At 46.3% G+C, this 20,314-nt stretch carries 17 protein-coding genes; 9 read left to right on the top strand and 8 right to left on the bottom strand.

The window, feature by feature from the left end:
• Positions 1-95 precede the first annotated feature (95 nt).
• On the top strand, positions 96-1,643 hold the full coding sequence (locus tag NAF29_RS14175) for a Na+/H+ antiporter NhaC family protein (protein ID WP_251262279.1): 1,548 nt from the start codon (positions 96-98) through the stop codon (positions 1,641-1,643).
• Here the strand turns inward: NAF29_RS14175 and NAF29_RS14170 are convergent.
• A complete protein-coding gene (locus NAF29_RS14170; protein WP_251262278.1) occupies positions 1,629-2,630 on the bottom strand; it encodes a TIGR00341 family protein in 1,002 nt (333 codons plus the stop codon). The genes NAF29_RS14175 and NAF29_RS14170 overlap by 15 nt on opposite strands.
• 158 nt (positions 2,631-2,788) lie before the next feature.
• On the opposite strand from NAF29_RS14170, the gene glnS reads away from it, so the two are divergent.
• On the top strand, positions 2,789-4,459 hold the full coding sequence (gene glnS, locus NAF29_RS14165) for a glutamine--tRNA ligase (protein ID WP_251262277.1): 1,671 nt from the start codon (positions 2,789-2,791) through the stop codon (positions 4,457-4,459).
• Between the two features lie 27 nt (positions 4,460-4,486).
• The gene (locus NAF29_RS14160) at positions 4,487-4,957 is read left to right on the top strand and encodes an RDD family protein (protein WP_251262276.1); all 471 of its coding nucleotides are present in this window, start codon (positions 4,487-4,489) and stop codon (positions 4,955-4,957) included.
• Positions 4,958-5,031: 74 nt separating this feature from the next.
• On the opposite strand, the gene fur is transcribed toward NAF29_RS14160, so the two are convergent.
• The 5 genes from fur to NAF29_RS14135 form a co-directional block, all read right to left on the bottom strand.
• Positions 5,032-5,460 carry a ferric iron uptake transcriptional regulator gene (gene fur, locus NAF29_RS14155; protein WP_251262275.1) on the bottom strand — a complete coding sequence of 143 codons (429 nt, stop codon included), beginning with the start codon at positions 5,458-5,460 and terminating at the stop codon, positions 5,032-5,034.
• A 243-nt stretch (positions 5,461-5,703) separates the two neighbouring features.
• Positions 5,704-6,231, bottom strand: a complete 528-nt coding sequence (fldA, locus tag NAF29_RS14150; protein ID WP_251262274.1) for a flavodoxin FldA — start codon at positions 6,229-6,231, stop codon at positions 5,704-5,706.
• Positions 6,232-6,277: 46 nt separating this feature from the next.
• Positions 6,278-6,550, bottom strand: coding sequence for a LexA regulated protein (ybfE, locus tag NAF29_RS14145; protein WP_251262273.1), 273 nt, complete (start codon positions 6,548-6,550; stop codon positions 6,278-6,280).
• Between the two features lie 8 nt (positions 6,551-6,558).
• The gene (locus NAF29_RS14140) at positions 6,559-6,795 is read right to left on the bottom strand and encodes a DUF2788 domain-containing protein (protein ID WP_251262272.1); all 237 of its coding nucleotides are present in this window, start codon (positions 6,793-6,795) and stop codon (positions 6,559-6,561) included.
• A 52-nt stretch (positions 6,796-6,847) separates the two neighbouring features.
• The gene (locus tag NAF29_RS14135) at positions 6,848-7,615 is read right to left on the bottom strand and encodes an alpha/beta fold hydrolase (protein WP_251262271.1); all 768 of its coding nucleotides are present in this window, start codon (positions 7,613-7,615) and stop codon (positions 6,848-6,850) included.
• Positions 7,616-7,760: 145 nt separating this feature from the next.
• On the opposite strand from NAF29_RS14135, the gene seqA reads away from it, so the two are divergent.
• The 4 genes from seqA to NAF29_RS18305 all read left to right on the top strand — a co-directional run bounded on the left by seqA (position 7,761) and on the right by NAF29_RS18305 (position 13,525).
• Positions 7,761-8,315 (top strand): replication initiation negative regulator SeqA, encoded by a 555-nt coding sequence (gene seqA / locus NAF29_RS14130; protein WP_251262270.1) that lies wholly within the window; start codon positions 7,761-7,763, stop codon positions 8,313-8,315.
• 23 nt (positions 8,316-8,338) lie between these two features.
• Positions 8,339-9,991: a phosphoglucomutase (alpha-D-glucose-1,6-bisphosphate-dependent) gene (gene pgm / locus NAF29_RS14125; protein ID WP_251262269.1), complete on the top strand. Its 1,653-nt coding sequence runs from the start codon at positions 8,339-8,341 to the stop codon at positions 9,989-9,991.
• A 336-nt stretch (positions 9,992-10,327) separates the two neighbouring features.
• Positions 10,328-12,769 (top strand): glycogen/starch/alpha-glucan phosphorylase, encoded by a 2,442-nt coding sequence (locus NAF29_RS14120; protein ID WP_251262355.1) that lies wholly within the window; start codon positions 10,328-10,330, stop codon positions 12,767-12,769.
• Between the two features lie 102 nt (positions 12,770-12,871).
• Entirely contained in the window at positions 12,872-13,525 is a 654-nt protein-coding gene (locus NAF29_RS18305) for a YiaD family glycine zipper/OmpA-like lipoprotein (RefSeq protein WP_285817778.1), read from the top strand.
• A gap of 62 nt (positions 13,526-13,587) precedes the next feature.
• Here NAF29_RS18305 and NAF29_RS14105 read toward each other — a convergent pair whose 3' ends face one another.
• Both NAF29_RS14105 and NAF29_RS14100 read right to left on the bottom strand, forming a co-directional pair.
• Positions 13,588-13,767 (bottom strand): hypothetical protein, encoded by a 180-nt coding sequence (locus NAF29_RS14105; RefSeq protein ID WP_251262268.1) that lies wholly within the window; start codon positions 13,765-13,767, stop codon positions 13,588-13,590.
• Between the two features lie 221 nt (positions 13,768-13,988).
• The gene (locus NAF29_RS14100) at positions 13,989-15,929 is read right to left on the bottom strand and encodes an exoribonuclease II (RefSeq protein WP_251262267.1); all 1,941 of its coding nucleotides are present in this window, start codon (positions 15,927-15,929) and stop codon (positions 13,989-13,991) included.
• 208 nt (positions 15,930-16,137) lie between these two features.
• Between NAF29_RS14100 and astE the strand changes: the two genes are divergently transcribed.
• Positions 16,138-17,145, top strand: coding sequence for a succinylglutamate desuccinylase (astE, locus tag NAF29_RS14095; protein WP_251262266.1), 1,008 nt, complete (start codon positions 16,138-16,140; stop codon positions 17,143-17,145).
• A 90-nt stretch (positions 17,146-17,235) separates the two neighbouring features.
• Positions 17,236-20,307, top strand: coding sequence for a D-2-hydroxyglutarate dehydrogenase YdiJ (gene ydiJ / locus NAF29_RS14090; protein ID WP_432763236.1), 3,072 nt, complete (start codon positions 17,236-17,238; stop codon positions 20,305-20,307).
• Positions 20,308-20,314 lie beyond the last annotated feature (7 nt).

The raw sequence follows: 20,314 nt of genomic DNA, 5'->3' as shown, positions 1-20,314 counted from the left end.
TCGAAGAATGCGTTAGTTCGGCCTTGGACTTTCGCATTGCCCGCAATTTGTGCCAGAATTCCAGACTTTAGCCTTTTTACTCGGAGCACCTTTGCATGACCTACGCCGACTCAGCCTTGTCGCTACTTCCACCTTTGTTGGCACTGACAGCCGCTGTCGTCACACGTAAAGTGCTGCTCTCACTAGGATTAGGGATTGCGTTGGGGGTCGTGTTACTTGGTGGTGGTGACCCCATTGTAAGCGGTGCAGTTCTGGCCGAAAAAATCACCGATTTAGTGTGGGATGACGGTGCACTAAATTCCTGGAACTTTTACATCGTTGGTTTTTTGTTGTTGCTTGGCATGCTCACCAGTATTTTGTCGGCAAGCGGCGCCACTGAAGCCTTCGCAAACTGGGCGCTCACACGCATTAATTCAGCCCGAAGCGGACGCTTGATGACTGCGATTTTGGGGATTGTCATATTTATTGATGATTACTTTAACAGCCTTGCGGTTGGCAGCATTAGCCGCCCTGTGGCTGATCGGCTGCAGATTTCGCGCGCAAAGCTCGCATACCTGTTAGATTCCACTGCTGCCCCCATGTGTGTACTGATGCCTATTTCCAGTTGGGGGGCTTATATCATCGCTGTGATTGGCGGGATATTAGCTGCTCATAACTTAACGGACATGACGGCTATTCATGCCTTTGTTGCGCTCATTCCAATGAATTTCTACGCACTGTTTGCCATTGTTTTGGTGTTAGTGGTTTCCATTTGGCCGATTAATTTAGGCAGCATGAAAACCGCTGAAATTGCCGCTCGCGATCCGGAGGTTTTACGTGCTGCAATCGCTAGAGAATCGCTGACGGGGCTTGAGCCGATGCACAACGGACGCGTTCAAAATCTGTTGCTCCCCATTGCGATCCTTATTTTAGCCACAGTATCGGCGTTGTTGATGACCGGCGTTTATGCACTGCAAATGGCAGGCGAGCCTATGACGGTACTGGGTGCGCTTGAAAATACGGATGTAGGCTTATCGTTGGTGATGGGGGGGCTGGTAGCGTTGCTTAGTGCTCTGAGCATGATTCAGCGTCAGAAAGCGCCGCAAGGATTGGTGTTCGCTGCGTTGGGCCACGGCATAAAATCAATGATGCCGGCGATCTATATTTTGGCTTTTGCATGGACTATTGGCAGTGTGATCAGTTCACTTGAAACCGGGACTTATTTGGCGTCATTTGTAGGCACAACAATTGATGTGAAATGGTTACCGTTGTTGCTGTTTGGGTTGTCCGGCGTGATGGCATTTGCCACAGGTACGAGTTGGGGAACCTTTGGTATTATGTTACCGATTGCTGGTGATATGGCGGCTGCAACTGAAATTAGCATGATGCTACCTATGCTTGCGGCAGTGTTAGCCGGAGCAGTGTTTGGCGACCATTGTTCGCCTATTTCAGATACCACTATCTTGTCATCAACGGGGGCGGGTTGTGACCATATAGAACACGTGAGAACTCAGTTGCCGTACGCCATGTTGGTGGCTGGTATCAGTGCGATTGGTTACGCCGTACTTGGTATCAGCGGCTCTGTTGTCGCCGCTTTAGCCGTGTGTTGTTTGGTGTTCTGTTTGTTGGTGTTTGGATTGATCAGAAACTCAAGATTTGGGTAAGTCAGCAATAGCGAAGCTCAAGATCACCAACAAGATAATCCAAATACTTGTCGCTCGGATTGTTTGACGTTTGGCCTTACTGGTTTCCCATGCGTATTGCGGGCGTACTCCTTTTAATTGAAAGGTCAAAACACCCGCTAGGTTTACGCAAATAATATTGGCCAACAACAGCTGTGCCGCTCTAAATGCTTCAACAAAATGGCCGCTACCGGCAAGCATGCCAGCGCTTACCAATGGTGGCATCAGAGCTACGGCCACCATCACACCAATGAGGGTACCAGACTGACCTGTCACAATAGCAAGCGTTGCTGCAGTCCCTGACGCTAAAGCCAAGACTAGATCGGAATAAGATAAGTTGGTTCGAGCTGCAATGGCTGGAATATCTAACAAATTGTCGGTACTCAAATACCCCACCGCCACTGACATCACAGTGGCAATGATGGCCCCTTGTATTAAAAGCTTCAGCGAACGCCCCATGAGCTGCTTATCACCCAAGGTTGTGGCGAGTGCTAATGCAACGTTTGGACCGAGTAATGGAGCAATGACCATTGCGCCAATAATAATGGCGGTGTCGTCTCGCAATAAGCCGGTGGCTGCGACAATAGCGGATAAAACTACCATGGTAAAAAATTTACTGTTGGCATCAATCGTCGTGCTCACGTTGGAATAAATTTCATCGCGATTGGTGGAATTACTTTTAGCTTTTCCCTGGTCTTCTTGTGTCGCTTCGGGTTCTTCTTCTGGAGGACGAGGAATCACTAAATCAATATTGTGTTGAATGGCCGAAATGTTAGCGTACGTTGCTCGGCGTTTAGCCACTTCATCTAATACATGCTGACAGTGCTCCGATAGCATCACCAGATGCAGCTGGTAGGTGTGCTCTGAGACTTCACTCTTCCAATATTGCAAGACTTCTCCGTTTGTGATTTGGTCTGCTTTGAGTGCACATTCTACCGGAGCGGTTATCACAATCTTTTTAAAGGCCATTGCATCATCCTGTTTGAATCTTGGCTTGAATCATCAGCGTAACCTGTGATTGCCTATTTTGCTGGGTTTTTTCATCATTTTCGCTGTTGTTTTTGTTCAATCAATCAGGGATGATTAACGGTCATCTAAGTGACTAGATAATAATTAGAGGTTCTGTCATGACTGAGGCGGAAAACGCCCCCAAGCCAAGCAATTTTATTCGTCAAATCATTGATAAAGACTTGGCCGACGGAAAACATAAAGAAATTCATACTCGATTTCCCCCTGAGCCCAATGGTTATTTGCATATTGGCCATGCTAAATCGATCTGCTTGAACTTTGGTATTGCTAAAGATTACCAAGGCCAATGTAACCTTCGTTTTGACGATACGAATCCGGCAAAAGAAGAACAACATTTCATCGACTCGATCAAGTACGATGTTGAGTGGTTAGGCTTTAAATGGAATGGTGATATTTGCTATTCATCAAATTACTTTGATGATTTGTATGCATTTGCAGTGCAGTTGGTTGAGAAGGGCCTTGCATACGTCGACTTTTTGAGCCCAGAGCAAATCAGAGAATTCCGAGGCACATTAAAAGAGCCAGGTCAAAATAGCCCACACCGAGATGCGTCAGTTGAAGATAACTTGGCGGCCTTTGAGCGCATGCGCAGAGGTGAGTACAAGGAAGGTGAGTGTTGCTTGCGTGCTAAAATTGACATGAGTAGCCCGCAGATTGTGATGCGTGATCCGGTGCTGTACCGAATTCGTTATATTGAGCATCATCAAACGGGAAATAAGTGGTGCATTTACCCAATGTACGATTTTACTCATTGTATTTCTGATGCTATTGAAGGCATTACTCATTCGTTGTGTACGCTTGAGTTTCAAGATAACCGAGCATTGTATGACTGGGTGTTAAACAACCTTGATATTGAATCGCGCCCACATCAGTACGAGTTTTCTCGTTTAAACCTCGAATACACTGTGATGTCGAAGCGTAAGCTTAGCAACCTCGTTGAAGATGGTTATGTGAATGGTTGGGATGACCCTCGAATGCCTACCATTGCCGGGATGCGCCGCCGTGGTTATACGCCGGGTAGTTTGGTTGAGTTTTCCAAGCGTATTGGTGTCACCAAGCAAGACAATATGGTTGAGATGGCAATGCTCGAGGCGTGTATTCGAGAAGAGCTTAATGAAAATGCACCCAGGGCGATGGCTGTGTTGGATCCCCTTCGTGTTGTGATCGAAAACTACACCGAAGGCAGCAGCGAAATAATTAATGCGCCTGTGCATCCGAATAACGAAGACGCAGGCCTGCGCGAATTACCGTTTGGACGCGAATTGTTTATTGACCGTGATGACTTCCGCGAAGAAGCAAATAAGAAATATAAGCGTTTAGTGATGGGCAAAGAAGTCCGTTTACGGAATGCATATGTGATTAAAGCCGAGCGGGTAGAGAAAGATGAAAGCGGTAATATTCAAACCGTTTACTGTTCATACGATGCTGACACTTTAGGTAAGAATCCTGCCGATGGTCGTAAGGTAAAAGGTGTCATTCATTGGGTGTCAGCTGAACATGGTATTGCTGCTGAAGTTCGCTTATATGATCGCTTATTTACAGTACCTAACCCAGCAGCAGAGGAATTTACTCAAGTTCTAAATCCTGACTCCTTGTTGGTCAAAGAAGCTATTGTTGAGCCGTCCTTGCTCAATGCGAGTAGCCAAGTTGCTTATCAATTTGAGCGAGAAGGTTATTTTTGCGCGGATGAAAAAGACAGTATGCCTGAGCGTTTAGTGTTTAACCGAACGGTTGGACTGCGTGACACTTGGGCAAAAGTTGGCGCTTAATATTTTATCAAGAAGGGAATGTTAATCATGGAAGAAACGCAACAAATGACTGAGCAGGGTATTGAACAAGCTGAAAAGTCAGTGACTTATATTGGTTTTTGGAAGCGAGTGTTATCGAGTATTATCGACTCATTGTTGTTAATGCTCGTAACCCTGCCGATCCTGTTCGCTATCTATGGTATTGAGTACTTTACATCCGAACAGCCTATACAAGGATGGGCTGATGGTGTGGTCAATTACGTGCTGCCTATCGCGATTGTGATTTTTTTCTGGCTTCGTTTTGCCGCAACGCCAGGAAAGATGGTTTGGCGAGGTGTCATTGTGGATGCAAGAACGTTAGGGCCGATGAGCGGCATGCAATGTGCGTTGCGTTATATCGGTTATATTATTTCAACGGTCCCATTGTGTTTAGGCTTTATTTGGATTGCGTTTGATGACAAGAAGCAAGGTTGGCATGACAAGATAGCTCGTACCGTTGTGATTGAGCGTGATGAATAGGCCGTTGGTGTAAATATTCAGACATAAAAAAACCGGCTGATGCCGGTTTTTTTATGTCTGAATCATTCGCAATATCAATCGTTGTGTTCACACTTACCGTCTGTGCTGCGACCGTACAAATACAAACTGTGATTGGTGAGGTTGATGTTGTGCGCTTTCGCCACTTCATGCTGGCGCTCTTCAATTACATCATCTGAAAACTCAATCACTTTACCGCAATCCAAGCATACCAAGTGGTCATGGTGTTCTTGGCTTGTGAGTTCAAATACTGATTTTCCACCCTCAAAATGGTGACGAGTCACAATGCCCGCATCATCAAATTGGTTGAGTACGCGGTAAACTGTCGCCAAACCGATTTCTTCGCCTTGATCGATCAATTTTTTATACATGTCTTCTGCGCTAATGTGCTGGTTTTCAGGTGCTTGCAGCATTTCCAGAATTTTAATTCTTGGAAGCGTTACTTTTAAACCTGCTTTGCGAAGCGCTAAATTTTCGTCACTCATTTGGTTACTGCCTGTATCGGTGCTGTTCCTTTACAATGCCAGACATTATAGAGACTGAGCCGATAAAAGAAACTGAAATCAACCACCTTTATTTGCATAATATGACTTCAAAACTAAAAATCAGGCAAAATGGTTTGATGTTTGAAATATTGAGTGGTCAATGCCTTAAAAGCAAAGAAGCCCGCTGACGGTTGTTGGCAGCAGGCTTCTACGATGATGTTAGTAAGGTTATGCTAAAGTGAGTTATTGCAGCTCAGCTAAGCACATTTCGCCATAAATTTGTTGGCTCCATTGCTTAATGCGCTGGTCAGTGAGTTCCGGTTGGCGATCTTCGTCAATACCTAATCCCACAAAATAGTTTTCATCAACTAAACCTTTAGAGGCTTCAAAGTCATAGCTCTCGGTTGGCCAATGCCCCACAATCGTTGCACCTCGGGCTTCGGTAATGTCGCGAATCATGCCCATGGCGTCTAAAAAGTACTCGGCGTAATCTTCTTGATCACCACAACCGAAAATACCAACAAGCTTGTCTTCGAACGATAAAGCTTCTAAATCAGGAAAAAAGTCATCCCAATCGCACTGAGCTTCGCCGTAATACCAAGTTGGAATACCAAATAACAAGAAGCTGTATTGGTCAATGTCTTCTTTGCTCGCCTTGGCAATATCGTAAACATCACATAAGTCTTTACCCAATTGCTTTTGGATTTGCTTTGCGACATTCTCTGTATTGCCGGTGTCACTGCCGAAGAAAATTCCTACCAATGCTGCCATGTTCGTTTTTCCTACTTCAATTCATAATATAGTCGGAGCGCTGCTTTTATTTGTGTGCAGCCAACCGAAGTAATTTTTCAATGTAAGCCGCGCGACTCATCGCTTCGGCTTTTGCCTGCTCGTCCAGCAGAGATACAAATTCTTCGTGCAGTTTTAATTCCACACGTTTCAATCCACTTTCGCGATCGCGCTTGAGTTGATTGCGTTTGTTTATTTTTAATTGTGCTTCGCGTGATAACGGGTTTGTCTTAGGACGCCCCGGTCGCTTTTCTTCCGCAAACAAATCAATCGTTGTGCGGTCATTCAACTGCTTCGCCATTTAAAGCTCTAGCCTCCAGTACCTGAGGCTTCAAAAAATGCCTGAATGACACCTTTGGCGATGAAACCCGCACATCCTAAAAATAGCACCAACCAGACAATGGCGCGTCCAAAAAACGGTACGTTACCACGTTTTAATACGTCTTGAATGGCCATTCCGATGAAAAAGAAAATGACTGCAAAGAACACATAAAGTCCAATCGACTCAATTTTGTCCCAATGCTCTGTTAACCACTTGGATTGCATAGCTGAAATTCACACGAAAAAGTGGCGCGACTATAACACAATCACCCGTCTATCAGCCAACCCCTGTAAGGAATTGAAGTACAATGCGATTGAACGCTTCGGGTTTTTCAGCATGAAGCCAGTGCCCGGTTCCTTGGATTATTTTTGCTTTGGAAGTTGGAAAGTATTTGGCGATTTCCTCTCGATACTCAGCAGTAATATAATCTGAATCATTGCCCTTGATAAATAGTGTGGGTTGGCAGAACTGGGCGTCAATACGATTCCAGCCAATGATTGCGTCGTATTCTTGTTTTACTTCAGGATAGCGCAGACGCCATTCGGCTCGGCCATTGGTCCAACGTAGGTTTTTCAATAAAAATTGGCGCACACCGGCTTCAGCAATGAACTCGGCCAACAGTGTGTCTGCTTCTTTACGCGAGGCCGTTGGCTTACGTTCCAATTCATCAAGCCCTTTGAGTACGTTCACATGGTGACTTTGATAGGGCACTGGGGCAATGTCGGCGACTCCAAGAGCTTTTATCCGCTGAGGTTGGCGTAAAGCGACTCGCATGGCTATTTTTCCGCCCATTGAATGGCCAACAAGGTGGCACTCTGCAATATTTAAATGATCCAGCAGGCTAACGATATCTTGAGCCATATCATCGTATGACATTGACGCATACGTCGGTGACTCACCGTGATTTCGAACATCTACCTGTATCACTCGAAAATGAGCATCAAGCAATGCGCGGCCTAAACCCGCTAGATTATCTAAATTGCCAAACAGGCCATGGATGAGCAGAACAGGAAAGCCGGTACCAGTGTCTTTATAATTGAGCATGCGCAAAACAATATGAGATTTTGGCGCTATTATCACCCGCAGTTTAGGGTGACGACAAGTGCAGACGTGTATTAGGGTTTAGACTCTTGAGTTAGCTATGTATAATCATCGTCCATCAAATCTCATCTCATAAAGAACTTATCGAATGAAAATCATTGAAGTTGATGACGACCTTTATCAGTTCATAGCAAGTCAAACCCAACACATCGGCGAAAGTGCCTCGGATATATTACGGCGCTTATTGCAGGTTGATAAGTCGAACATTTCAGAATCTGTGACTGCTGCGGAGCCTACCGCTGTGCAAGAACCTGAAGCGGTGATTGAAGAAGAAACGCCGCAACAATCCATCGCCAATATAACCCCGATTGATGCGCAGCAATTGCCAAGTGCCGAAATCTTGGCGGCGCAAAAGGGCGCGGTTGGCCGATTCTTGCTTATACTCAGTGCGTTACATCACCAATTTTCCGATAATTTTAATGTAGTGAATGACATTCGAGGTCGTGATCGCTTGTATTTTGCGACGTCTAAAGAACAATTATTGGCTGCTGGCAGCAGTACCAACCCCAAATCTATTGAAGGCTCAGAATATTGGGTTGTGACCAATAATAATACGCACAAAAAACGTGCAATATTGATTGAAGTCTGTGAACGACTGGGATTGGACGCTGACATTAAAGAGCGCCTCACTAAATCTTTATAAATGAAATGAGCGAAGGGAACACTATGGCAATTCATCCACGTGCCGGTCAAAGAGCCGAGACACAAGATTTGTGTAACGTGCCGAGATTATTGACCGATTATTATCTCGCGAAACCTGATGTGAGCAACCCAGCGCAGAAAGTTGCGTTTGGTACATCGGGACACCGTGGGAGCAGTTTAAAGCAGTCATTTACTGAAACGCATATCTTAGCGATTAGCCAAGCAATTGTAGATTACCGCAAAGAGCAGGGGACCAATGGCCCTATGTTCGTTGGCATGGACACTCATGCATTATCCGAAGCGGCTCTTTGTTCTGCAATTGAAGTGTTGGTGGGTAACGGCATCGAAGTGCGCGTGCAACAAGATCGTGGCTACACGCCTACACCCGTGATCTCGCACGCCATATTAGCTTACAACGCAGAAAAGCCTGCTGAAGTGGCCGATGGCGTGGTGATTACACCTTCGCATAATCCACCTGAAGATGGTGGCTTTAAATACAATCCACCCAATGGTGGCCCTGCGGATAGCGAAGCAACGAACTGGATTCAAGATCGCGCTAATGACCTAATTGCAATTGAACTTGAAGGCATTGGTTACACACCATTTGACGAAGCATGGCAGCATGACTTGGTCGTTGAGTATGACTATATTCAACCTTATGTGGATGATCTCAAAAATGTCATCGACATCGATGCCATCAAAAAAGCGGGCGTTAAAATAGGTGTTGACCCAATGGGCGGCTCAGGCATTGCTTTCTGGCCAGCTATTGCGCAAACCTATGGTCTTGATATTCAAGTTGTGAATGACCGCGTGGATCCAACCTTTAGCTTTATGACATTGGATAAAGATGGAAAAATCCGTATGGATTGTTCATCTCCTTATGCAATGGCAAGTTTAATCAACTTGAAAGACGACTTTGATGTTGCCGTATCGAATGACCCTGATTATGACCGGCATGGCATTGTGACTAAATCTGCTGGTTTAATGAATCCAAACCACTACCTTGCAGTGGCTATTCAATACCTTTATACCCACCGTCCGCAATGGGCCGATGACTTAGCTATTGGTAAAACACTGGTTTCAAGTTCAATGATCGATCATGTTGCCAACTCTCTTTCTAAAAACCTTAAAGAAGTGCCAGTGGGCTTCAAGTGGTTTGTCGATGGTTTGTATACGGGGCAATTCGGTTTTGGTGGCGAAGAAAGTGCCGGAGCATCATTCTTGCGCAAAGACGGTGGTGTTTGGACAACGGATAAAGACGGCATCATCTTAGCGTTGTTAGCTGCTGAAATTACAGCGGTAACTGGAAAAGATCCAGGCCAGCATTATCAAGAACTTGAAGCTAAATTTGGTTCGCCAGTGTATCGCCGTATCGATGCTCCAGCAAATACAGAGCAGAAGAAAGCACTATCAAACTTAAGTTCAGACATGGTGGAAGCAGATCGCCTTGCGGGTGACCCAATAACGGCTAAGCTTACCGAAGCTCCAGGTAATGGGGCGGCGATTGGTGGTTTGAAAGTGGTTACAGATAAAGGTTGGTTTGCAGCGCGTCCTTCTGGCACAGAAGAGATCTACAAGATATATGCAGAGAGTTTTGTAGACGAGGCGCACCTTGCTCAAATTCAACAGGAAGCACAGGAAATAGTCGCGGCAGCATTCGCTAAAGCAGGATTATAACCTAACCTTCACAATCACAACCCAAAACAACTGAAGGTGCATGTCCTTTGGTTGTTTTTGGGTGTTCTTAGTGCTGATTATGGTGATCGGCGTCAAGAACGTAGCCCCTCCAACTACTTATTATAATCTCCAATACGTTTGGTTCTGACATGGCTAGTGTCGGCAACCGCAACTTTTTGATTGGTAATTTTCAAATAGGACGGTACAGGAATGGCTATTAAAAAGGCTACCAGTAAAACCACCACAGCTAAGAGCACTACAGCAGCAAAGAAGCCTGCTGCAAAGAAAGCTCCAGCTAAAAAGCCCGCAGCCAGCAACGCTGCAGAAGCATTTAAAATGGATGTTAGCGTCGATCAATTCAAAGAAAGCATTGTTCGTCATTTGAATACAACGCTGGGAACAGATGCTGAAAAAGCTTCAGATAAAGCTTGGTGGGGCGCAACATCAGCGGCCGTTAACGAACTTGTTTTCTCTCGTTTAAGCGAAACCCAAAAAACGCATTTCAACAAAGATACTCGCGCAGTTCATTACTTGTCGCTTGAGTTCTTGATGGGCCGCTTGATGGGGAACAACCTCCAAAGCTTAGGTCTCTTTGAAAATGCAGCGCAAGCACTCAAAGATTTGGGTCACGAGATCTCAGATATCGCTGAAGAAGAGCCAGATATGGCACTTGGTAACGGTGGTTTAGGGCGTCTTGCGGCCTGTTTCATCGATTCGTTAGCCAGCCTTAATTACCCAGCTATTGGTTACGGTATTCACTATGAGCACGGTTTGTTCCGTCAAGCGTTCCAGCAAGGTCGTCAAATTGAGCGCCCAGATTCTTGGCGCGAATATGGTAACCCTTGGGAAATTTGTCGCCCTGAATCTGTGCAAGAAATTCCAGTGTTTGGCTACGTTGAAACAGTATTCGAAAATGACGGTACGCTTCGTAAGGTATGGCATCCTGGCAGCGTCATTAAAGGTGTGCCTTGGGATATTCCAATTGTTGGTTATCAAGGCAAAACAGTAAATATTCTCCGTTTGTGGGAAAGTCGCGCTTCTGAGTTCTTTGACTGGGATGCATTCAATGCAGGTGCCTACAAAGATGCTCAAGGCGAGCAGAACTTAGCAGAAACCATCTCTAAAGTTCTTTACCCGAATGATGAGACGGATGCAGGTAAGCAATTACGTCTGATCCAACAGTACTTCTTCTGTGCATGCTCACTCAAAGACATCATGCGTCGCTACAAGCGCGCCCATGGCGATGACTTGAGCAAGTACTCTGACCAAATCGTAATTCAGTTAAACGATACTCACCCAACAATTGCCATTCCAGAATTAATGCGCACATTGATGGATGAAGAAGGAATGAACTGGGAAGATGCATGGTCTGTGTGTCAAAAGAGTTTCGCATACACAAACCACACATTGCTGCCAGAAGCACTTGAAAAGTGGCCTGTTTACTTATTCGAGCGCGTATTACCACGTCACCTTGAAATCATTTATGAAATCAACCGTCGCTTCCTTGACGAAGTTGAAGCACAGTGGCCAGGTGATGACAGCAAGAAAATCAAGTTGTCATTGATCGAAGAAGCTGACCAACGCATGATCCGCATGGGTAACTTGTGTGTTGTCGGTTCTTACAAGGTTAACGGCGTTGCCGCAGTTCACTCTGAGTTGGTGAAAGCTGACTTGTTCCCTGAGTTTTACGAAATGTGGCCAGAGAAGTTTGTGAATGTCACAAATGGCGTAACACCTCGCCGTTGGTTGAAAGCGTGTAACCCACGTTTATCTACCCTCATTAACGACACAATCGGTACTGAGTGGCCGGGTGAACTTAAGTTGTTAGAGCAACTTGCCCCGAAAGCAACCAACAAAACATTCCAAAAGAAATACATGCAAATTAAGCGTGAAAATAAATTGGAATTGGTGAGCTCAATTCGTGAATTGACCGGTGTTGAAGTGAGCGCAGATGCCATCTTCGATGTGCAGATTAAGCGTCTTCACGAATACAAGCGTCAACATTTGAACTTGTTGCACATCTTGGCCTTGTACCGTCGTTTGTTGGAAAATCCAGAATTGGATTTCCACCCTATGGTGTTCTTGTTCGGTGCGAAAGCTGCGCCAGGTTACAAGCTGGCGAAAGAAATCATCTTCACCATTAATAAAGTGGCCGATCGCATCAACAACGATCCACGCATTAAAGACAAGTTGAAAGTTATCTTCTTGCCGAACTACCGCGTGAGCTTAGCCGAGAAAATGATTCCTGCTGCCGACTTGTCAGAGCAAATCTCGACTGCCGGTTATGAAGCATCTGGTACAGGTAACATGAAGATGGCACTGAACGGTGCGTTGACCATGGGTACAATGGACGGTGCAAACATTGAGATTGCAGAAGAAGCGGGTGAAGAAAACATGTTCATCTTCGGCTTGTCTGTTGATGAAGTGAAAGAGACCAAAACTAAAGGCTATAATCCTTGGGATTACTATTACGGTAACCCAGAGATTAAAGCGGTATTGGATTGGTTAGATACAGATTACTTCACTCCGGGTGAACCAGGTGCCTTGTCTGCAATTAAACGCAGCTTGCTTGACGGTGGTGACCCGTACCTCGTATTGGCTGACTTTGAAAGCTACTCAGATGCTCATAAATTAGCGAATGAGAAGTACAAAGACCAAACGGCTTGGGCTGAAAGTGCAATCTTGAACACGGCGCGCATGGGTAAATTTACCTCTGACCGCTCCATCGAAGATTATGCACGTGATATCTGGCGTTTGACCAAGTGTGACGTTAAATAAGCAACGCATCACTACGAATCTTTACGCTTCGTAACAAATAAAAAGGCTACCTCGGTAGCCTTTTTTGTTATGTTTAGTTGTCATTTTGTATGGAGCTTTAGAATGAATAAAATTGCTGCGATCGCAATGTCTGTTTTAATTACGACTGCATGTACAACCATTGATCCACAGACTGGACAAACGGTTAGCAATAACAAAGCTACGGGAGCGATTATTGGCGCTGCTGCTGGGGCCATTATTGGTAAATCCACAGGTAGTCACCATCGTGACCGTGCGTTAGTTGGCGCTGCAATCGGTGCACTTGCTGGCACGGCAGTGGGCAGTTACATGGATGATCAAGAAGCTGCCATGCGCCATGAAATGGCCGGCACTGGTGTGGATGTGATTCGAGATGGTGATCGACTGATCCTCAATATCCCCAATCAAGTGACGTTTGATGTCAATCGAGCAGATGTGAAACCTGAGTTCACATCAGTATTAACCCGTATTGCTAGCGTGGTGAATCACTACCCTAAGACCATGATAGAGGTGGCAGGGCACACGGACAGTACCGGCTCAGCAAGCTACAATCAAACGCTTTCTGAAAATCGCGCGAATAGCGTGAAATCGTACTTGGGTCAGCAAGGCACCATGTATGAGCGAATTAATGCCATTGGTTTTGGTGAAAGTCGACCGGTTGCAGATAATAACACCGCTGAAGGGCGTGCAAACAATCGCCGAGTAGAAATAGAATTGGTACCCATTGTACAGGGGTAACCTTCGCCAACCATTTTTGAAAAGCGCCTCAGGGCGCTTTTTGGTGCAAGCGTAAAGCGGCGCTATTGCCTCAATGGTTTTTGTACTGGTTTGCCGCACCAAGTGGCCAGTGGAATTGCGAGTGGACCTAAGATCACGCCTGCAAACTCATACCAACGATTCAACTGCACGCGTCGATACTTGACGATCAGCCCGCAAATGATATGACTGATCAACCATATTGACGCTATCAAGTACCCCATCGATGTGCTCCTGTGAAGATGTGTTGTCATAGAATACATCTTCAACAATGTTTTGTGTGATTTTTGTACAATGTATTTTGTATCAAATAATGAGTTTGGCAAGTCGGAGTGCCGAGACCCCTCCGATTTGAGTTCTAAATTCCCATAAAAAAGCCCCGCGTACAGACTCTGCTAGCGGGGCTTTAGATGAGCGCTAAGGTGCATCATCTGCTCAATTAAGCTTACTCAGGAACAACATTTGCCACTAAGCTTCGGTTTTGCTCTTTGATATCAGAGAGAACCACTTTAACCGAGTCTGCAACACGATAGGCTACTTCGCCTGCGACTGTGATCATGCCTTCATCCGCATTGACTTGGACCTGTTTCTTGTCGCTATGCAGGGTTGATGCAGGAATGAATACCATGGAGCCATTGTCGAGAACACGCGCTCGCATGCCACCGCGATTAATATCGAAAATCTCGGCATTAAATACGGTTTTGTTGTTCAAGTCAGCCTGCAGGTAACGTGCGTAGAGCACATCTGACAAGTCGCGTTCAGCGAATCGATTTTTCTTGCGCAGCTCAGTTAAATGCTCGGCATCATCTTCTGTTGGTAAATCGATGGTCTCATCGCCGCGCAACACCGCTTTGATCAGTCGGTGGTTGATCATGTCGCCATATTTACGAATCGGAGATGTCCAAGTGCCGTAACAATCTAGCCCCATGCCAAAATGCTGACCCGGCGTGACTTGGATTTCGCTGTAGCTTTGGAATTTGCGCAGGCGAGAATCGAGATAGGCCGTTGGTTGTGCATCGAGCCAGCGGCGTAACTCGCAGAATCCAGCCAGAGATTTCAGCGACTCTTCGGTGGCGCTGCCCTCAAATTCATGAATTAGCGCCAATGCAACGTCTAGCGTTTCATCTTCAAAGCCCGCATGTACGTTGTAAATTGCGCGTTCAACTCGCTGACGCAACCAGCTTGATACGGCAATATTTGCCACAATCATTGACTCTTCAATCATGCTATTGGCAGTACGGCGATGCTCCACATGAATGGTTTTTACACTGCAGTCTTCATTGAGTTCAAAACGGAAATCTGGTCGATCAGGGAACGTAATCGCGTGCTCATTGCGCCAAGCGCTACGAGCTTTGGTCATCGCTTCTAGTGCTTTGAGCTGTGTTGCCAAAGCATCGTTTTCGGGCGCCCAATCGCCTGCTTGTTCTAACCAGTCAGACACATCTTCGTATGCAAGCTTGTAGTGCGACTTAATGGTCGCTAAACAAATTGTGGGTTCGCCAATCAGTTCGCCAGTGGCAGAGACAAAAAGTTCTGCAACCATTGCTGGGCGTTCTTGGTGTGGCATAAGCGAGCAAAGCTCTTCACTCAAACGTGAAGGAATCATGCTGACGTTACGTGCCGGCAAGTACACGGTAAACCCGCGATCTCGCGCCGCTTTGTCTAAGGTCGAATCCGCTTCGATATAGGCTGTTGGATCAGCAATGGCTACGGTTAATTTCCAACCGTTATCAGTGGTTTCAATTGCCAGAGCATCATCCATATCTTTGGTGGTTGCACCGTCGATGGTGAACATTTCGACCGCTGTTAAATCAACGCGTTCTATGCCTTCGTCGAGGATATCAATTTGCTCGGGAAGATCTGGTTCAACAACCGGGAGGTTGTGTCGAGCGAGTGTGCATTGCCATTGTGCATATGGGTCATTGCCGTCGGCAACTTTATGAACAATGCTCGCAAAGAAGCTGTTGTCGCCCTTCAAAGGGTGACGCGTTAACTCGGCTAAGACCCAATCATCAACGGCCAATTTAGCCGGCTTCAGCAGCTCTGCTTTAGCATTGATATTGAGGTTGACCATAGCGCTTTCGGGTTGCACAAACCATCGGTCTTTTCGGCTACCGAGCTTAGCAACAAAGCGGGTGAGTCCGCCTTCGACTAGCTTTTCAGGCTCCGCTTGGGTTTTGTCACCCTCGGTTCTGACGATGGCTGAGACAATGTCACCATGCATGACTTTTTTCATGAATGGCGGTGCGATGAAATGGCTCGTTTTACGGTCGACTTCTAAAAAGCCATACCCTTTATCACTCGCTTTCACTCGACCTTCTACGGTCGGGAGGTTTTCACGAATGTCTTGCTTGAGCTGCGCTAGTAACGGGTTATCTTTGAACATATGAGAGCGTAGTTGGGAACAAAGGCGCACTATAACCCTAGCAGCGCTTAGCTGCCAGCCATTGTGACAATTCTGTCTATAATTCATTCATTGTACACAGATCATTACATGGATATTTTATTGCACTTAAGCTTGAAACTGATTGTGACTTATTAGCCCGTTATCGTAGGTGTATGACGATAGGGCATTTTTAGTGAAAGGATCGGATATGAAAGCATTCAACTTGCTGGAAGCAACCCAAGCCAACGAGCATACAGATGGAGAATCGTGGCAAGATGCAGCAAATTTGTGGCAATGGCATGGGCAGGGCATATTGCAAGTGGAACCCAGGCATCGCGACATAAAACGCTCGATCGTGCTGTCTTGTGGTGTTCATGGCAATGAAACAGCGCCCATCGAATTATTAAATTCATTGGTTGCAGAGTTGTCATTAGAGCAACAGTCGTTGACCGCTCGGGTGCTTTTTATTGTGGGAAACCCACCTGCTATCGAACTTCAAAAACGCTTTATTGACGAAAACTTGAATCGTTTATTTGTTCGTAAAGAGCCTCCTTTTGCCAATGCCGAGCAACGTCGCGCAAAAACGTTGGAAATGCACGTTGACCGATTCTTTGCCGCTTCTGATAAATCAATGCCCCGCGTTCACTACGATTTGCACACGGCGATTCGTGGCTCAGAGTACCCATTCTTTGCGGTTTATCCGTTTGTTCAAAATATGGATTTTTCGAGTGCGGCAGTGGCGCGTATACAAGCAAGCGGTATTGATACCGTGTTGTTATCCAGTGAACCATCAACCACCTTCAGCCATTACAGCGCCAAATACCATGGTGCAGAAGCCTTTACCGTGGAGTTAGGGCAGGTCAGCGCGTTTGGCCATAACAACCTTGAACCCATGGTGCCCATTCGGCGCGTGATCAAGTCGATGCTCCACGACAACTTTTTTCCTGAGCCAGAATTGAATGACGCAGCGCTCAACCTGTTTCAGGTTAGTCGTGTCATTCATCGAAATTACGATGACTTTTCATTGGCATTTGATGATCAACTTAAAAACTTTACTCGTTTCAAAAAAGACCAACCGCTTGCTTATGAGGCGAATCAGACTATTTATGCTGATTTCGACAATGAGGTTGTGGTGTTCCCAAACGCAGCAGTCGCAATTGGGCAACGGGCAATGTTAACGCTTAAAGCCGCTGATGCCAGCGTATTGAGGTCATAACAGCGGTTTTATCGCTGGTACAAAAACGCCTGTTTTGCTAAATTGTGCGCCTGCTTTTTTATGCATTTTGCGCAGTTAGGAGAGAGTTAGGTGTCTGTAATCCCAGTTATTCCACAACAGGACATGATTGATCCTGTCTATCAGGAATTTTTAGAAGCCGCTCGTGAAGCGGGCTTTGAAGGCGATATTGAGACTTCCTATAGTTCTCGCCTAGTATTGGCTACGGACAATAGCGTGTACCAGCAACTTCCGCAGGCTGCTGTTTTCCCGAAGAATATTAAAGATGTTCAATGTATCGCACGCACCGCCAATCAAACTCATTTTAACGCCGTTCGTTTTTCCGCCCGAGGTGGAGGAACAGGAACGAACGGCCAGTCTTTAACGCCGGGCCTTGTGGTTGATTTATCGCGTTACATGAATCAAGTGCTTGAAGTGAATGCCGATGAAACATGGGTGACAGTTCAAGGTGGCTTGGTGAAAGATCGTTTAAATGACGCCCTGCGACCTCATGGCTACTTTTTTGCCCCCGATTTGTCGACGTCGAATCGAGCGACTGTAGGTGGCATGATTAACACCGACGCATCGGGGCAAGGCTCCTTGGTGTATGGAAAAACCAGTGATCACTTGTTGGCTGTGAAAGCAGTGCTGGCTGACGGCTCCTTGCTTGAAACTAGCCCTGTGACTATTGAAACAGCCCAAGAAATTGCCAAAGGCGATAGCACTGAAGCTGGAATTTACCGTCAAGTGCTTCAAAGTTGCACCGAACACCAAACAGTTATTGACGAGACTTTCCCACCGCTGAACCGTTTTTTAACCGGTTATGACTTAAAGCATGCGATTGACTGGAATTCTAAAACGGTTGATATCGGCCGTTTGATTGCCGGCTCGGAAGGTTCACTGGCATTTGTTTGCGAAGCCAAGTTCAACATCACGCCCATTCCAAAGTTTCGTACCTTAGTGAATGTGAAATATGCCAGCTTTGAAGCGGCACTTCGCAATGCTCCTGCCATGGTTGAAGCCAATGCCACTAGTGTTGAAACAGTGGACAGCCGAGTTCTCAACTTAGCGCGTGAAGATGTGGTTTGGCATAGTGTCAGCGACTTGATTGAAGATGTTCCAGGCAAAGACATGCAAGGCCTGAACATGGTTGAGTATGCTGATAAAGATGAGCTGGAACACCAAAGCAAAGTTGAAACCATAAAGGCTCGCCTTGAGCAAATGGTGGCTTCAGGCGAAGGAGGTATCATTGGGTATCAAATGACCCATGATTTGGCCAGCATTAATGCCATTTACGGTATGCGTAAAAAAGCTGTTGGCCTTTTGGGCAATACTAAAGGCCGCAATAAGCCTATCGCCTTTGCTGAAGACACCTGCGTGCCGCCAGAGAATCTTGCCGATTTTATTATGGAATTTCGGGCGTTGTTAGATTCTCACGAACTTCAATACGGCATGTTTGGCCATGTGGATGCAGGTGTACTGCACGTTCGACCAGCCATGGACATGTGCGATCCAGAACAAGAAGTGCAGCTGCGTAAAATATCCGACCAAGTGGTGGCTCTCACCGCAAAATATCGTGGTTTGATGTGGGGCGAACACGGCAAAGGGTACCGTTCTGAGTATGGTCCAGAGTTTTTTGGTGAAACACTGTTCTCCGAGCTCAGAAAGATTAAGGCGGCGTTCGACCCGTTGAACCAGATGAACCCTGGGAAAATAACCACACCCTTTGGCTCTGGCGAGTCGTTGGTGTCGGTTGATGCCGAAAAACGTGGTGCATATGATCGACAAATTCCAGTGAATGTGCGTGATAGTTTTACTCAGAGTGTTGATTGTAACGGGAACGGCTTGTGCTTTAACTACGATGAAAAATCGCCCATGTGTCCGTCGTTTAAAATTACTCAAGATCGCCGCCACAGTCCGAAAGGACGGGCTGGATTGATGCGCGAGTGGTTACGCCAAATGAGCGCTCAGGGCGTTGACCCGACGGCGCTTGAAAGTCAGCGTAAAACCTTGTCACAAAGTGTTCGGAATACATTACAAAAGTGGAAGAATTCAGCTGCCAAATCTCGAGGTGAGTACGATTACAACCACGAAGTGATGGATGCGATGAAAGGCTGTTTGGCCTGTAAGGCCTGTACCACGGCTTGCCCCATCAGTGTTGATGTGCCAACGTTCCGCGCTCGGTTCATGAATCTTTACTACCAAAAGTACCAGCGCCCATTCCGCGACTATATGATCGCCGGAGTGGAAGATTACACCCCACTGATGGCAAAAATGCCACGATTCACCAATGCCATGATGGCGGCAAGCCCTGTGCAATGGCTGATGAAACAGACGTTAGGGATGGTGGATGCGCCATTGTTGTCATACCCAACGTTAAAAGATCGGCTGCGCAGCCATCCAGCGTTAGGTTTTGAATTAGACGAGCTCAAAGCGCTGTCCGACGACGATCGCAAAGACATTGTTTTGATCGTGCAAGACCCATTTACCACTTACTATGACGCCCAAGTGGTAGACGCCATGGTGCGCTTCATTGCTGCGGTGGGTAAGCAGCCGGTGTTATTGCCGTTTAAACCCAATGGTAAACCTCAGCATGTGAAAGGGTTCTTAGAGGCGTTTGCAAAAACGGCCAAAGATGCTGCTGACTTGTTTAATCAGTTGCATGACATGGGCTTGCCAATGATTGGCACCGATCCATCGCTGGTGATGTGTTATCGAGACGAGTACGCTAAAACCCTCGGGGCAGAGCGCGGTGACTTCCACGTCATGCTGTTGCAAGAATGGCTGATGCCTCAGCTACAGAGCATTCCCAAACAATCCGATTCGGGTGAGCAATTTACCTTATTCGCACATTGCACAGAGAAATCTGCATTGCCAACGACTCATGCCGATTGGCAAACGATTTTCAGCCACTTTGGCGGAATCCTTAAGACCCAAGCGGTCGGTTGTTGTGGTATGGCCGGTACCTATGGGCATGAGATTGATAATCGTGAAACAACCGAAGGTATTTACAACTTAAGTTGGGCAACACCAATTAAAGAAGTGCCTCAAGGGCAGGTATTGACCACAGGTTATAGTTGTCGCTCTCAAGTGAAGCGCTTTGAAGGTTATAAACCAAAGCATCCGGTTGAAGCATTACTGGCCTTGGTCCAAGACAATAATTAGCCACTAA

The organism is Echinimonas agarilytica (assembly GCF_023703465.1).
GTDB lineage: Bacteria > Pseudomonadota > Gammaproteobacteria > Enterobacterales > Neiellaceae > Echinimonas > Echinimonas agarilytica.
This window is presented reverse-complemented; position numbering and strand designations above follow the sequence as displayed.